Origin of the sequence: Pseudomonas sp. St29, from assembly GCF_001547915.1 — a bacterium.
GTDB lineage: Bacteria > Pseudomonadota > Gammaproteobacteria > Pseudomonadales > Pseudomonadaceae > Aquipseudomonas.
In genome coordinates this window covers 6110824-6122795 of the sequence record NZ_AP014628.1, presented here as the reverse complement: position 1 = coordinate 6122795, position 11972 = coordinate 6110824, and the positions used below count along the sequence as shown (strand labels likewise).

At 61.6% G+C, this 11972-nt stretch carries 15 protein-coding genes; 7 read left to right on the top strand and 8 right to left on the bottom strand.

The window, feature by feature from the left end; genetic code table 11:
* The first annotated feature begins 8 nt into the window (after positions 1-8).
* The 4 genes from PST29_RS27365 (at position 9) to PST29_RS27350 (ending at position 3263) form a co-directional block, all read left to right on the top strand.
* Positions 9-602, top strand: a complete 594-nt coding sequence (locus PST29_RS27365) for an aminodeoxychorismate/anthranilate synthase component II (protein WP_060841357.1) — start codon at positions 9-11, stop codon at positions 600-602.
* Between the two features lie 9 nt (positions 603-611).
* Positions 612-1661, top strand: coding sequence for an anthranilate phosphoribosyltransferase (gene trpD, locus PST29_RS27360; RefSeq protein WP_016963746.1), 1050 nt, complete (start codon positions 612-614; stop codon positions 1659-1661).
* Positions 1658-2494 (top strand): indole-3-glycerol phosphate synthase TrpC, encoded by an 837-nt coding sequence (trpC, locus tag PST29_RS27355; protein ID WP_060841356.1) that lies wholly within the window; start codon positions 1658-1660, stop codon positions 2492-2494. The genes trpD and trpC overlap by 4 nt, the downstream gene beginning before the upstream one ends.
* 67 nt (positions 2495-2561) lie before the next feature.
* Positions 2562-3263 (top strand): lipoate--protein ligase family protein, encoded by a 702-nt coding sequence (locus tag PST29_RS27350; protein WP_060844781.1) that lies wholly within the window; start codon positions 2562-2564, stop codon positions 3261-3263.
* Here the strand turns inward: PST29_RS27350 and crp are convergent.
* Positions 3260-3904 (bottom strand): cAMP-activated global transcriptional regulator CRP, encoded by a 645-nt coding sequence (gene crp / locus PST29_RS27345; protein ID WP_060844780.1) that lies wholly within the window; start codon positions 3902-3904, stop codon positions 3260-3262. The two genes, PST29_RS27350 and crp, sit on opposite strands and share 4 nt — an antisense overlap.
* 234 nt (positions 3905-4138) lie before the next feature.
* On the opposite strand from crp, the gene PST29_RS27340 reads away from it, so the two are divergent.
* Positions 4139-4561, top strand: coding sequence for an OsmC family protein (locus PST29_RS27340; protein ID WP_009045862.1), 423 nt, complete (start codon positions 4139-4141; stop codon positions 4559-4561).
* Between the two features lie 73 nt (positions 4562-4634).
* Here the strand turns inward: PST29_RS27340 and coq7 are convergent, their stop codons facing one another.
* The 6 genes from coq7 to hemJ form a co-directional block, all read right to left on the bottom strand.
* Positions 4635-5282 carry a 2-polyprenyl-3-methyl-6-methoxy-1,4-benzoquinone monooxygenase gene (gene coq7, locus PST29_RS27335; protein WP_011063796.1) on the bottom strand — a complete coding sequence of 216 codons (648 nt, stop codon included), beginning with the start codon at positions 5280-5282 and terminating at the stop codon, positions 4635-4637.
* A 130-nt stretch (positions 5283-5412) separates the two neighbouring features.
* Positions 5413-5751, bottom strand: a complete 339-nt coding sequence (locus PST29_RS27330; RefSeq protein WP_016963742.1) for a histidine triad nucleotide-binding protein — start codon at positions 5749-5751, stop codon at positions 5413-5415.
* Positions 5752-5820: 69 nt separating this feature from the next.
* Positions 5821-6609: an SDR family NAD(P)-dependent oxidoreductase gene (locus PST29_RS27325; protein ID WP_060844779.1), complete on the bottom strand. Its 789-nt coding sequence runs from the start codon at positions 6607-6609 to the stop codon at positions 5821-5823.
* Positions 6610-6670: 61 nt separating this feature from the next.
* Complete coding sequence (locus PST29_RS27320) at positions 6671-7588, bottom strand: DUF805 domain-containing protein (protein ID WP_060844778.1); 918 nt, start codon at positions 7586-7588, stop codon at positions 6671-6673.
* A 96-nt stretch (positions 7589-7684) separates the two neighbouring features.
* A complete protein-coding gene (locus PST29_RS27315) occupies positions 7685-8653 on the bottom strand; it encodes an NAD(P)H-dependent flavin oxidoreductase (protein ID WP_060841351.1) in 969 nt (322 codons plus the stop codon).
* A gap of 32 nt (positions 8654-8685) precedes the next feature.
* Positions 8686-9117, bottom strand: a complete 432-nt coding sequence (gene hemJ / locus PST29_RS27310; protein WP_060841350.1) for a protoporphyrinogen oxidase HemJ — start codon at positions 9115-9117, stop codon at positions 8686-8688.
* Positions 9118-9252: 135 nt separating this feature from the next.
* Here hemJ and argC point away from each other — a divergent pair, with 135 nt between their 5' ends.
* Together argC and erpA are read left to right on the top strand one after the other, a co-directional pair.
* Positions 9253-10287: an N-acetyl-gamma-glutamyl-phosphate reductase gene (argC, locus tag PST29_RS27305; RefSeq protein WP_060844777.1), complete on the top strand. Its 1035-nt coding sequence runs from the start codon at positions 9253-9255 to the stop codon at positions 10285-10287.
* A 169-nt stretch (positions 10288-10456) separates the two neighbouring features.
* Positions 10457-10807 carry an iron-sulfur cluster insertion protein ErpA gene (gene erpA, locus PST29_RS27300; RefSeq protein WP_011063789.1) on the top strand — a complete coding sequence of 117 codons (351 nt, stop codon included), beginning with the start codon at positions 10457-10459 and terminating at the stop codon, positions 10805-10807.
* 70 nt (positions 10808-10877) lie between these two features.
* Here the strand turns inward: erpA and PST29_RS27295 are convergent, their stop codons facing one another.
* Positions 10878-11969, bottom strand: coding sequence for an anhydro-N-acetylmuramic acid kinase (locus PST29_RS27295; RefSeq protein WP_060844776.1), 1092 nt, complete (start codon positions 11967-11969; stop codon positions 10878-10880).
* Between the last annotated feature and the right edge of the window lie 3 nt (positions 11970-11972).

Here is an 11972-nt window from a genome sequence, read left to right as displayed (position 1 = left end):
TTTCCACTATGTTGCTGATGATCGATAACTACGACTCCTTCACCTATAACGTCGTCCAGTACCTGGGCGAGTTGGGTGCCGAGGTCAAGGTGGTGCGCAATGACGAGCTGACCGTGGCTGAAATCGAGGCGCTCAAGCCTGAGCGCATCGTGGTTTCGCCCGGTCCTTGCACACCCACCGAGGCCGGTATCTCCATCGAGGCGATCAAGCATTTCGCCGGCAAGCTGCCGATTCTCGGCGTGTGCCTGGGTCACCAGTCCATCGGCCAGGCCTTTGGCGGCCAGGTGGTACGTGCCCGGCAAGTGATGCACGGCAAGACCAGCCCCGTGTTCCATCGTGACCTGGGGGTATTCAGCGGCCTGAATCTGCCGCTGACGGTGACCCGCTACCACTCGCTGGTGGTCAAGCGGGACAGCCTGCCCGACTGCCTCGAAGTCACTGCCTGGACTCAACTGGAAGACGGTTCCGTCGACGAGATCATGGGGCTGCGCCACAAGACATTGAATATCGAGGGTGTGCAATTTCACCCCGAGTCTATTCTCACCGAGCAGGGCCACGAGCTGTTCGCCAACTTCCTCAAACAGAGCGGCGGCACGCGCTAAGGACTTTTCATGGATATCAAGACTGCCCTGAGCCGTATTGTCGGCCATCTGGACCTGAGCACCGACGAGATGCGCGATGTGATGCGCGAGATCATGACCGGTCAGTGCACCGATGCGCAGATTGGCGCCTTCATGATGGCCATGCGCATGAAAAGCGAAAGCATCGACGAAATCGTCGGCGCGGTGTCGGTGATGCGCGAGTTGGCGGACAAGGTCGAGCTCAAGACCCTCGACGGTGTGGTGGATGTGGTAGGCACCGGCGGTGACGGTGCGAACATCTTCAACGTGTCCACGGCTTCTTCTTTTGTGGTGGCGGCGGCCGGCTGCACGGTCGCCAAACATGGCAATCGCGCGGTGTCCGGCAAGAGCGGCAGTGCCGACCTGCTGGAGTCGGCCGGGGTCTACCTGAACCTGACGCCGGTCCAGGTGGCCCGCTGCATCGACAACGTCGGTATCGGCTTCATGTTTGCCCAGTCTCATCACGGCGCCATGAAATATGCCGCTGGCCCGCGTCGCGACCTTGGTCTGCGCACCCTGTTCAACATGCTTGGCCCGCTTACGAATCCGGCCGGCGTGAAACATCAGGTGGTGGGCGTGTTCACCCAGGCGCTGTGCCGGCCATTGGCCGAGGTTTTGCAGCGCCTGGGCAGCAAGCATGTGCTGGTGGTGCACTCCCAGGATGGCCTGGACGAGTTCAGCCTGGCTGCACCGACCTATGTGGCCGAGCTGAAGAATGACCAGATTACCGAGTACTGGGTGCAGCCCGAGGACCTGGGCATGAAGAGCCAGAGCCTGTTTGGTCTGGTGGTGGAGAGCCCGGCGGCGTCCCTGGAGCTGATTCGCGATGCCCTGGGACGACGCAAGACCGAGCATGGCCAGAAGGCCGCCGAAATGATTGTGCTCAATGCCGGCGCGGCGCTGTATGCCGCGGATCATGCCAGCAGCCTGAAAGAGGGCGTGGCCCTGGCTCACGATGCGTTGCACACGGGCCTGGCCCGGGAAAAGCTTGAGGAACTGGGCGCCTTTACCGCGGTGTTCAAGCAGGAGAATGAAGGATGAGTGTGCCGACTGTTCTGGAAAAGATCCTCGCCCGCAAGGTGCAGGAGGTTGCCGAGCGTAGCGCGCGTGTCAGCCTGGCCGAGCTGGAAACCCTGGCGCGAGCCGCCGATGCCCCGCGTGGCTTCGCCAAGGCTCTGCAGGAGCAGGCCAAGCTCAAGCAACCGGCGGTGATCGCCGAGATCAAGAAGGCATCCCCCAGCAAAGGTGTGATCCGCGAGAACTTTGTGCCGGCGGACATTGCCAGGAGTTATGAGAAGGGCGGCGCCACCTGCCTGTCGGTGCTCACCGACGTCGACTTTTTCCAGGGCGCCGATGCTTACCTGCAACAGGCTCGGGCTGCCAGCAAGTTGCCGGTTATCCGCAAGGATTTCATGATCGATCCCTATCAGATCGTCGAAGCCCGTGCCCTGGGGGCCGACTGTGTGCTGCTGATCGTCGCCGCGCTGGATGACGCGCGAATGGCCGAGCTGGCCGCGGTGGCCAAAGGCGTTGGCCTGGATGTGCTGGTGGAAGTGCACGATGGCGATGAGCTGGAGCGGGCACTGAAAACCCTCGACACGCCGTTGGTGGGGATCAACAACCGCAACCTGCACACCTTCGATGTCGACCTGGAAACCACCCTCGACCTGCTGCCGCGGATTCCCCGCGACCGCCTGGTGATTACCGAGAGTGGCATTCTCAATCGTGCCGATGTTGAGCTGATGGAAATCAGCAACGTCTATTCGTTCCTGGTGGGCGAGGCGTTCATGCGCGCCGAGAGTCCGGGCAGCGAGCTGCAACGCCTGTTCTTCCCTGAACGCGGCGTCCCGGTCAGCGGTTCGACCCTGGACTGAACCTGAAACACTGAACAAGCCGGCGATGCCGGCTTTTTCATATCCACTGCCAAGGACTTTCCCTGTCATGACTCAACCCCTTGCCTTGACCGTCGAAGCCGGCCTGCAGGCCGAGCAGGATCTGCTGGCTCAGGTGTGTGCCACAGAGCAGGAGTTTGGCCTGCTGTTCTGGCAACCCAGTGACCGGGCGCTAGTGATGCCGCGGCGCCTGAGCCGCCTGCCCGGATTCGAGCAGGCTTGCCAGGTGTCGGCCGCCAATGGCTGGCCGGTGTTGCTGCGGGAAACCGGTGGCGAGCCAGTGCCGCAGTCGGCGGCCACGGTGAACATTGCGCTGGTCTACGCGCCGCCGCGTAGCGAGGGGGATCAGGGGCGGATTGAAACGGCCTATCGACGCTTGTGCCAACCGATTTGCGACCTGCTCACTGAGCTGGGAGGCAATCCGTCGTTGGGAGAGGTGGACGGTGCCTTTTGCGATGGGCGCTTCAACGTCAATCTGGACGGTCGCAAACTGGTCGGCACTGCCCAGCGCTGGCGTCAGAGCAAGGGCGGGCAGCGGCCGGTGGGGCTGGTACACGGAGCCTTGTTGCTGGATAACGAGCGCGCCTCGATGGTAGAAGCGGTCAATAGCTTCAATCAGGCCTGTGGACTGGAGCAGCGTTGCCGGGCCGAAAGCCATATCGCCTTGCATGAGGCTTTTGCCGCCCCCGATGCCATCGGCCGGCTGGACAGTCTCTACCGCGAGATGCTCAAGGGCTTTCTGCCGGGTTAGCGGGTGCCGAACACCACCATGGTCTTGCCTTTGACATGAACCAGATTGCGTTCTTCCAGGTCCTTGAGGACGCGGCCGACCATCTCCCGTGAACAGCCGACGATCCGGCCGATCTCCTGGCGGGTGATCTTGATCTGCATGCCGTCCGGATGGGTCATGGCATCCGGTTGCTTGCACAGCTCCAGCAAGCAGCGGGCAACCCGTCCGGTCACATCGAAGAACGCCAGATCGCCGACCTTGCGCGTGGTGTTGCGCAGGCGTTGGGCGATCTGCCCGCTCAGCACGTACAGAATGTCCGGATCGATCTGCGACAGCTCTCGGAACTTGGCATAGCTGATTTCCGCCACTTCACATTCCACCTTGGCGCGCACCCAGGCGCTGCGTTGCTGCTCCTGCCCGGCCTCTTCGAACAGCCCCAGCTCGCCGAAGAAGTCCCCGGCGTTGAGGTAGGCAATGATCATCTCCCGGCCGTCGTCGTCTTCGATGAGGATGGTCACCGAACCCTTGATGATGAAGTACAGGCTGTCGGACACGTCGCCGGCGCAGATGATGTTGCTCTTGGCCTGGTGCCGGCGGCGTTGACAGTGCATCAGCAACTTGTCGAGATTTTTGATCCTGGAGGTGGGGGCAATAGCAACCATGGTTGTATCCCGAAAAGACTGCACGGTATGAGGTGTTTGTTATGGGGCGAACAGCGAAGCTGTTTGACGCTGGCGATGCGCCATTCATTTGGCGTCAGCTTAACAGACACATCCTAAGCGGATTTAAGATTTTTCTTGGTAAGGATCGGCAATAGGCCTACATCGAGCAAAGCGCGGCCCGGGCAAAACCCTGTGCTAAGCTGGCGACCCTTTTTTAGCAGTGGAGTCTTGGCGATGAAGGCACGCATCCAATGGGCTGGCGAAGCCATGTTCCTCGGTGAGTCGGGCAGCGGTCATGTCGTGGTGATGGACGGCCCACCAGAAGCCGGTGGACGTAATCTGGGTGTTCGCCCCATGGAAATGCTCCTGTTGGGCGTGGGCGGTTGCAGCAACTTCGATGTGGTCAGCATTCTGAAGAAATCGCGCCAGGCCGTGGAAAGTTGCGAGGCCTTCCTCGACGCCGAACGCGCGACCGAAGATCCCAAGGTCTTCACCAAGATTCACATGCACTTCGTGGTCAAGGGGCGGGGCTTGAAGGAAGCCCAGGTCAAGCGCGCTATCGAGCTGTCGGCCGAGAAATACTGCTCGGCCTCGATCATGCTCGGCGCCGCTGGCGTGGCCATCACTCACGATTACGAAATCGTCGAGCTCGGCTGATTGGCGTCGATTGTTTCGGGCAAAGCAAAGGGCGCTCATGGAGCGCCCTTTTTTGTCAGCGGCAGTAGCGGGGTCAGATCCGGTAGGTGCTTTTGGTCATGACCTTGGCCAACAGGCTCATGCCGAACTTGACCGGTGCCGGGAAGCGAAAGCCGCCGGCTTCAAGGGCGGTTTCGGCGTGGTGTTCTTCGTCGATCCGCATCTGCTCGAGAATGGCCCGGGACTTTTCGTCCTCGGCCGGGAGCTGTTCCAGGTGCTCGTTCAGGTGTTTGCAGACCTGATCTTCGGTGGCGGCGACGAAACCCAGGCTGACCTTGTCGCTGATCAGGCCGGCCGCTGCGCCGATGCCGAACGACAGGCCGTAGAACAATGGATTGAGCACACTGGGATGGCTGCCCAGCTGACGGATGCGCTGTTCGCACCAGGCCAGGTGGTCGATCTCTTCTTCGGCGGCATGCTCCATGGCCTGGCGTACCTGGGGCAGCTTGGCGGTCAGCGCCTGGCCCTGGTACAGCGCCTGGGCACAGACTTCCCCGGTGTGGTTGATGCGCATCAGGCCGGCAACATGCCGGGTGTCCTCGTCACTCATCTGCGCTTCCGGCTGCACGATGGCCGGCGACGGGCGATAAGGTTGGCCACTGAACGGCAACAGCGTGCGCATGGCCATATCGGCCTGCAGCAGCAGGCGGTCAATCGGCGAGTAGTGACGTTGGGTAGTCATGCTTATCTCCGGGAAGAATCACGGCGGCCAGTTTACTCCAATCGATGGGGCGAAAACTGCGCTGGATCAGCGCACCCTCGTCGCAGACCGGACGAGAGGGCGCCGTGCAGGGGGGGCGTGGGTGGGGCAATCAGCCCGGAGGCCAGTTCATCTGACGTTGACCCAGCACATGCATGTGAATGTGGTAGACGGTCTGTCCGCCCAGCTCATTGCAGTTCATCACCACCCGGAAGCCGTCTTCACAGCCTTGTTCCTTGGCCAGTCGCTGGGCGGTGAACAGAATATGCCCGGCCAGGGCCTTGTCGTCCTCGGTGAGGTCGTTGAGGGTGCGGATGGGCTTTTTCGGAATCACCAGGAAGTGCACCGGCGCTTGCGGGGCGATGTCGTGGAAGGCCAGAACCTGGTCGTCCTCGTAGATGATCTTCGCGGGTATTTCTCTGTTGATGATCTTGGTGAACAGAGTATCCACAGCTGTTTCTCCATTGGGTTGGTCCGGGCTGAGTGTACTCAGGCTCATCCTGTGCGCCCAGCCCGGCATCTAACGTGGGCAATAGGCCCGATTGACGTAACCGACGATCTTGCGGGTCAGCCAGCGCGAGCCGAGGCGGCTGCTGAAAGCCATCCAGCGATTCAGGCGGCCGGGAATGATGATGGCGCGGTTCTTCTCCAGCGCGCGGACCGCGTACAGGGCCACTTCCTCGGGGCTCATGAGCAGTTTGCTGTCGTTGAGCCTTTGAGTGTCCATTTGTGCCGTGCGGAAAAAGCCCGTGCGAGTCGGGCCGGGGCACAGCACCGAGACCTTGACGGCGCATTTCTTCAGTTCTTCGCGCAGGCCTTCGGAGAAGTGCAGGACATAGGCCTTGCTGGCGTAGTAGGTGCTCATCCACGGGCCCGGATAGAAGGCGGCTACCGAGGCGACGTTGAGAATCTGTCCGCCGCCCAGCAGCGCCATGCTGTTGCCCAGGGCATGACACAGGCGGGTCAGGGCGAGGATGTTGACCTCGATCAGGTCCTGTTCGGTCATCCAGTCCTGGGCCAGGAAGGGGCCGCAGGTGCCGATGCCGGCGCAGTTGACCAGCAGATCGATCTGACGCTCGCCTTCCTCCAGTTCCAACAGGAAGCCGGACAGGCGCAAGGGCTCCCCCAGGTCGCAGGCGCGAAACAGCACTTCGACACCAAAACGTTGGGTCAACTCCAGGGCGATGCTTTCCAGCTGATCACGCTGGCGGGCCACCAGAAGCAGGTTGCGCCCACGCCGGGCCAGTGCTTCGGCCAGGGCCAGGCCTATGCCGCTGGAAGCGCCGGTGATCAGAGCGTAACGGGTCATGCATTTCTCCATCGCAACGGCCGGTCGCCTGCGACAGGAAGGGTCGCAGGCTCGGACGCGTTTATTCTTGCTCGGATTCTACAGGGGCCGCGGCGCTGTCGGCGGGTTCAGCATCTTCGTCAACGCTGCCGGAGTCGACGCTTTCGCTGTAGCTGGTCTCGCTGTAGCGATCTTCCAGGGAGCTCAGGCCACCGGCCACCATGCCAACGATCAATGCCACGATCAGTACCACCCACATCCACGACAGGACCTTGACCGCAGTGGTATTGGGCGGTGGTGGGGCGCCGTAGCGGTTGGCGACGTTGCTGCCCGGGCTGACCATCAGCACCAGGGGGAAGATGCTGCCGACGATTGGCACGAAGTTCAGCAGCCACAGCCAGCCGGACCAGCCCAGGTCATGCAGGCGCTGCACGCTGATCTGGATGCTGACGACGAGGAAACCGATGAACACCACGATGCCGCCGACGATCCCCACTCCAGTGAGGAGCGTGGAGTTGAGCACAGCAGCGGAAAGAATGCCGAAAAACGCACCGACTCCGACCACGGCCAGCATCGCGACCGTCAGGACCAGGGTCCAGGCCAGGTAGCGCAGGCGACCGATGCGGCCTTCGAAGCTGAAGACATTGAGTGTGGCGTATTGCGGCAGAGCTTCGCCGACCGTGGCTTGGGGAGGCGCGTAGGGCGACTCGCTGATCGGCGCCGGGCTCGGGGCATGGGTGACCGCGTCCAGGTTCAGGTCCAGTGCCTGTTCAGCTTCGATACGGGCGTCGATCCCGGCGTTTTTCAGGGCTTCCAGGTAGCGCTGGGCATCCGCTTGGGTCAGATCGCGTTTGAGCTCTACCCGTTGGCCGCTGAACAGACGCTCCACTGCGGCAGCATCGCTTTTGAACAGTTCTGCCAGGTTCAGTTGGGCGGTGGACTTCTCGACGCCGGGCAGCAGCGCGCCGTCGAAAACAATCTTGTAGCGAGTTTCGCTCATGGGGGGCATCCCTGTCTTTTGAAAAGAAGGCTTACATAAAAGGCGGCTAGTTTAAGGCCAGCGCCCCCCCGCTGGCCAAAAAACAATGAGAACGGGTTAACGTGGCCAGCGATTGCCCAACTGCGCGGCGCGTGCCTGGGCGGCCTGGTATTCGCTGTCCAGGCGGGCGATCAATTGATCGACGCTGGGCAGGTCGTCGATTTCGCCTACGCCTTGGCCGGCCGACCAAACGGTTTTCCAGGCCTTGGCCTCGTCGCTGATGGGCTTGAGCTTGGAACCGAAGTTGATTTCACCCTTGCCCTGCAGGGCAGCCAGGTCGAAACCGGCATTCTCCAGGCTTTGGCGCATGAAACTGGCGGGCACCCCGGACACGGCGGCGGTGTGCACGATGTCCGCAGCGCGGGAGCTGAGCAGCATCTCCTTGTAGGCGTCCGGTGCATGACTTTCGCGGGTGCCGATAAAGCGTGTACCCAGGTACGCCAGGTCGGCACCGAGCAATTGAGCGGCGAGAATCTCGTGGCCGCGGTTCAGGCAGCCGGCCAGCAGCAGGGTCTTGTCGAAGAACTGGCGGATTTCGGCGATGAGGGCGAAGGGGCTCCAGGTGCCAGCATGGCCGCCGGCCCCTGCGGCGACGGCGATCAGTCCATCGACTCCGGCTTCTGCGGCTTTCTCCGCGTGCCGGCGCGTGGTCACGTCATGGAACACCAGGCCGCCGTAGCTGTGTACGGCGTCCACGACTTCCTTGACCGCTCCCAGGCTGGTGATGACGATCGGCACTTGGTGTTCGATGCAGATCTGCAGGTCCGCCTGCAGGCGCGGATTGCTGTTGTGCACGATCAGGTTCACCGCGTAGGGGGCAGGGTTCTCCAATTTGTCCAGCCCCGCCTCGATCTCTTCGAGCCAGGCCTTGAAGCCACTGCTTTCGCGCTGGTTCAGGGCCGGGAAGCTGCCGACCACGCCATTGCGACAGCAGGCCAGGACCAGTTCGGGGTTGGAGATCAGGAACATCGGCGCCGCCACCAGGGGCAGGCGCAGGTGTTGCTCGAGCAGAACGGGCAGTGACATTGGAGTACCCCCAGGCAAGTGACTAGTCAGTGTTAGAACGGCCTGACAACGACCAAAATTACGATAGCCAGCAATAGCAGAACCGGTACTTCATTGAACCAGCGATAAAAGACATGGCTGCGGGTGTTCTCGCCACGGGCGAAGCGTTTCACTTGAGCGCCGCACATGTGGTGATAGCCGATCAGGATCACCACCAGGGTCAGTTTGGCGTGCATCCAGCCGCCCTGGCCGAAGTAGGCGCTGGGGTTGAGACTGATCAGCCAGATGCCGAAGATCAGCGCCGCGATCATCGCCGGGCCCATGATGAAGCGGTACAGCTTGCGCTCCATCAGGCAGAAGCGCTCGCGGCTGACGCTGTCTTCGCTTTGGGCGTGATAGACGAACAGGCGTGGCAGGTAGAACAGGCCGGCAAACCAGCAGACCACGCTGACGATATGAAAGGCTTTGAGCCATAGATAGAGCATTTTTAGTTATTCCCAGATTCACGGTGGCGAAGATAGTAGAGGGTAGAGCGGCCGCACGTCACCTTGACGGTTGTCGCAGGGGCGCGCCGCCCCTATTATCGGCAGCTTTCCAGTGGGTTCGTTGAGGGCAGGTTTATGGTCAAGGTCGGTATCGTCGGCGGCACGGGTTACACCGGTGTCGAACTGCTGCGTCTGTTGGCACAGCATCCGCAAGCGCGAGTGGAGGTCATCACTTCGCGATCCGAAGCCGGCCTGGCCGTCGCCGACATGTATCCGAACCTGCGCGGTCACTATGACGGCCTGGCCTTTAGCGTGCCGGATATCAAGAGCCTGGGGGCTTGCGATGTGGTGTTCTTCGCCACGCCTCACGGGGTAGCCCATGCCCTGGCCGGGGAGTTGCTGGCGGCGGGAACCAAGGTCATCGACCTGTCGGCGGACTTCCGTTTGCAGGATGCCGATGAGTGGGCCAAGTGGTACGGCCAGCCCCACGGCGCTCCCGAATTGCTGGATGAGGCGGTCTACGGCTTGCCGGAAGTCAACCGCGAGCAGATCAAGAAGGCTCGGCTGATCGCTGTTCCGGGCTGCTATCCAACCGCTACCCAGCTGGGCTTCCTGCCGCTGCTGGAAGCGGGGCTGGCTGATGCGTCGCGTCTGATCGCCGACTGCAAGTCGGGTGTCAGCGGCGCCGGCCGTGGCGCCAGCGTGGGTTCGCTGTACTCGGAAACCTCTGAGAGCATGAAGGCCTACGCGGTCAAAGGGCATCGTCACTTGCCGGAAATCCGCCAGGGCTTGCGTCGGGCGGCGGGCAAGGATGTAGGTCTGACCTTCGTTCCGCATTTGACGCCGATGATTCGCGGTATTCACTCCACGCTCTACTCGACGGTGGTGGACCGTTCGGTTGATTTGCAGGCGTTGTTCGAGAAGCGCTATGCCAACGAACCCTTTGTCGATGTGATGCCAGCGGGCAGTCATCCTGAAACCCGTAGCGTGCGTGGCGCCAACGTGTGCCGGATCGCGGTGCATCGTCCGCAGGACGGTGATCTGGTGGTGGTGCTGTCGGTCATCGACAACCTGGTCAAGGGCGCTTCGGGCCAGGCGGTGCAAAACCTCAACATCCTCTTTGGCCTGGATGAGCGTCTGGGGCTGTCCCACGCGGGCATGCTGCCTTAAGGCCGTTTTAGCGTTGAACACAAAGGCCCGTCTGACGGGCCTTTGTGCGTTATGCGGGTAGCTGTACGACTATTGATATACCGTAACAATAGTTGACCGCTTTTCTAGGAGAAGCGGATAATGCGCGTCATTACGCAGTATGGCGGCTTAACGCCGGGAGATAGTCAGCATGAGCGTTGAATCCTTCACCCCCACGGCTTTGCAATTCACTCAAGGTGCAGCGCACAAGGTGAAGACCCTGGTCGACGAAGAGGGTAATGATCGCTTGAAGCTGCGCGTATTCGTTACGGGCGGCGGTTGTTCGGGGTTTCAGTACGGTTTCACTTTTGATGAGGAAGTGGCCGAGGATGACACCATCGTTGAGCGCGAGGGTGTGAGCCTGGTGGTGGACCCCATGAGTTTCCAGTACCTGGCCGGTGCTGAGGTGGACTATCAGGAAGGCCTGGAAGGTTCGCGTTTCGTGATCAAAAACCCCAATGCCACTACTACCTGTGGTTGCGGGTCATCGTTTTCGATCTGATCGATCGCTCAAAGCCATTCGCCTAGCGCCGCAGGGTCTGACGATCCTGCGGCGTTTTGCTGTCTGGTGTTCAAGCAGGGTAGATAGCGCCCAGTATCCGCAGGCCGCGGGCGCCGGTAACGCTGGGGCGGTTGGCGGCAATGCCTTCCATGCAGCAATGGGCCAGCCAGGCGAAGGCCATGGCCTCGACCCAGTCGGGATCCACGCCATATACAGCGGTGCTGCTCACCCGTGTCCCGGGCAGTAGGGCCGCGAGGCGCTGCATCAGGGCATTGTTGTGGGCGCCGCCGCCACAGACCAGAAGCTCCTGGGTGTCGCTCTGTGCCGCCTGTAGCGAGTGAACGATGGTCAGCGCTGTCAGTTCCAGCAGGGTGGCTTGCACATCTTCGGCGGGAAGCGGAGGGTGCTGTGCCAGCTGCCGTTGCAGCCACTGCAGATTGAATACTTCGCGCCCTGTGCTCTTCGGCCCCTGGGTAGCGAAGAACGGGTCGCTGAGCAGGGTTGTCAATAAGGACTGGTCGAGCTGGCCGCTGGCTGCCCACTGGCCGTTGCGGTCAAAGGTTTCTGCGCGTTGATCCTGTATCCAGGTGTCGAGCAGTACATTGCCTGGGCCGCAATCGAAGCCGGTCACCGGTTTGTCCGTCTCGATCAGGCTCAGGTTGCTGAAGCCGCCAATGTTCAGAACTGCACGGTTTCCTGTGCGCCGTTCGAACAGGGCTTCGTGGAAGGCCGGGACTAGTGGCGCCCCTTGGCCGCCGGCGGCTACATCGCGGCTGCGAAAGTCACTGACGACGCTTATACCGGTGAGCTCTGCAAGCAGTGCCGGGTTGCCAATCTGTACAGTAAAACCGCGGCTCGGTTCATGACGTACTGTCTGGCCGTGACTGCCAATGGCGCGAATCTCCCCAGCTTGCAGTTGTTGCTGTTGCAGAAGGCTATGGATGCCCTGGGCAGCCAGCTTGACCCAATGCTGCTGAGCCATGGCGGAGCGGGCGATCTCGTCTGGGCCGCTGGCGCACAAGCTCAACAGCTCGGCGCGCAGGGACTCTGGCATGGGGATGTAGTGGGTGGCGATCAGTCTGATCGCCGGATCCTGCTCGATCAGGGCGATGTCCAGGCCATCAAGGCTGGTTCCGGACATGACTCCTATATAGCGCGCCATGGT

Excerpts from the sequence above, each read along its gene's own strand:
- PST29_RS27365 (WP_060841357.1), top strand. The coding sequence starts at position 9 with ATGTTGCTGATGATCGATAACTACGACTCCTTCACCTATAACGTCGTC.
- trpD (WP_016963746.1), top strand. The coding sequence starts at position 612 with ATGGATATCAAGACTGCCCTGAGCCGTATTGTCGGCCATCTGGACCTG.
- trpC (WP_060841356.1), top strand. The coding sequence starts at position 1,658 with ATGAGTGTGCCGACTGTTCTGGAAAAGATCCTCGCCCGCAAGGTGCAG.
- PST29_RS27350 (WP_060844781.1), top strand. The coding sequence starts at position 2,562 with ATGACTCAACCCCTTGCCTTGACCGTCGAAGCCGGCCTGCAGGCCGAG.
- crp (WP_060844780.1), bottom strand. The coding sequence starts at position 3,904 with ATGGTTGCTATTGCCCCCACCTCCAGGATCAAAAATCTCGACAAGTTG.
- PST29_RS27340 (WP_009045862.1), top strand. The coding sequence starts at position 4,139 with ATGAAGGCACGCATCCAATGGGCTGGCGAAGCCATGTTCCTCGGTGAG.
- coq7 (WP_011063796.1), bottom strand. The coding sequence starts at position 5,282 with ATGACTACCCAACGTCACTACTCGCCGATTGACCGCCTGCTGCTGCAG.
- PST29_RS27325 (WP_060844779.1), bottom strand. The coding sequence starts at position 6,609 with ATGACCCGTTACGCTCTGATCACCGGCGCTTCCAGCGGCATAGGCCTG.
- PST29_RS27320 (WP_060844778.1), bottom strand. The coding sequence starts at position 7,588 with ATGAGCGAAACTCGCTACAAGATTGTTTTCGACGGCGCGCTGCTGCCC.
- PST29_RS27315 (WP_060841351.1), bottom strand. The coding sequence starts at position 8,653 with ATGTCACTGCCCGTTCTGCTCGAGCAACACCTGCGCCTGCCCCTGGTG.
- hemJ (WP_060841350.1), bottom strand. The coding sequence starts at position 9,117 with ATGCTCTATCTATGGCTCAAAGCCTTTCATATCGTCAGCGTGGTCTGC.
- argC (WP_060844777.1), top strand. The coding sequence starts at position 9,253 with ATGGTCAAGGTCGGTATCGTCGGCGGCACGGGTTACACCGGTGTCGAA.
- erpA (WP_011063789.1), top strand. The coding sequence starts at position 10,457 with ATGAGCGTTGAATCCTTCACCCCCACGGCTTTGCAATTCACTCAAGGT.
- PST29_RS27295 (WP_060844776.1), bottom strand. The coding sequence starts at position 11,969 with ATGGCGCGCTATATAGGAGTCATGTCCGGAACCAGCCTTGATGGCCTG.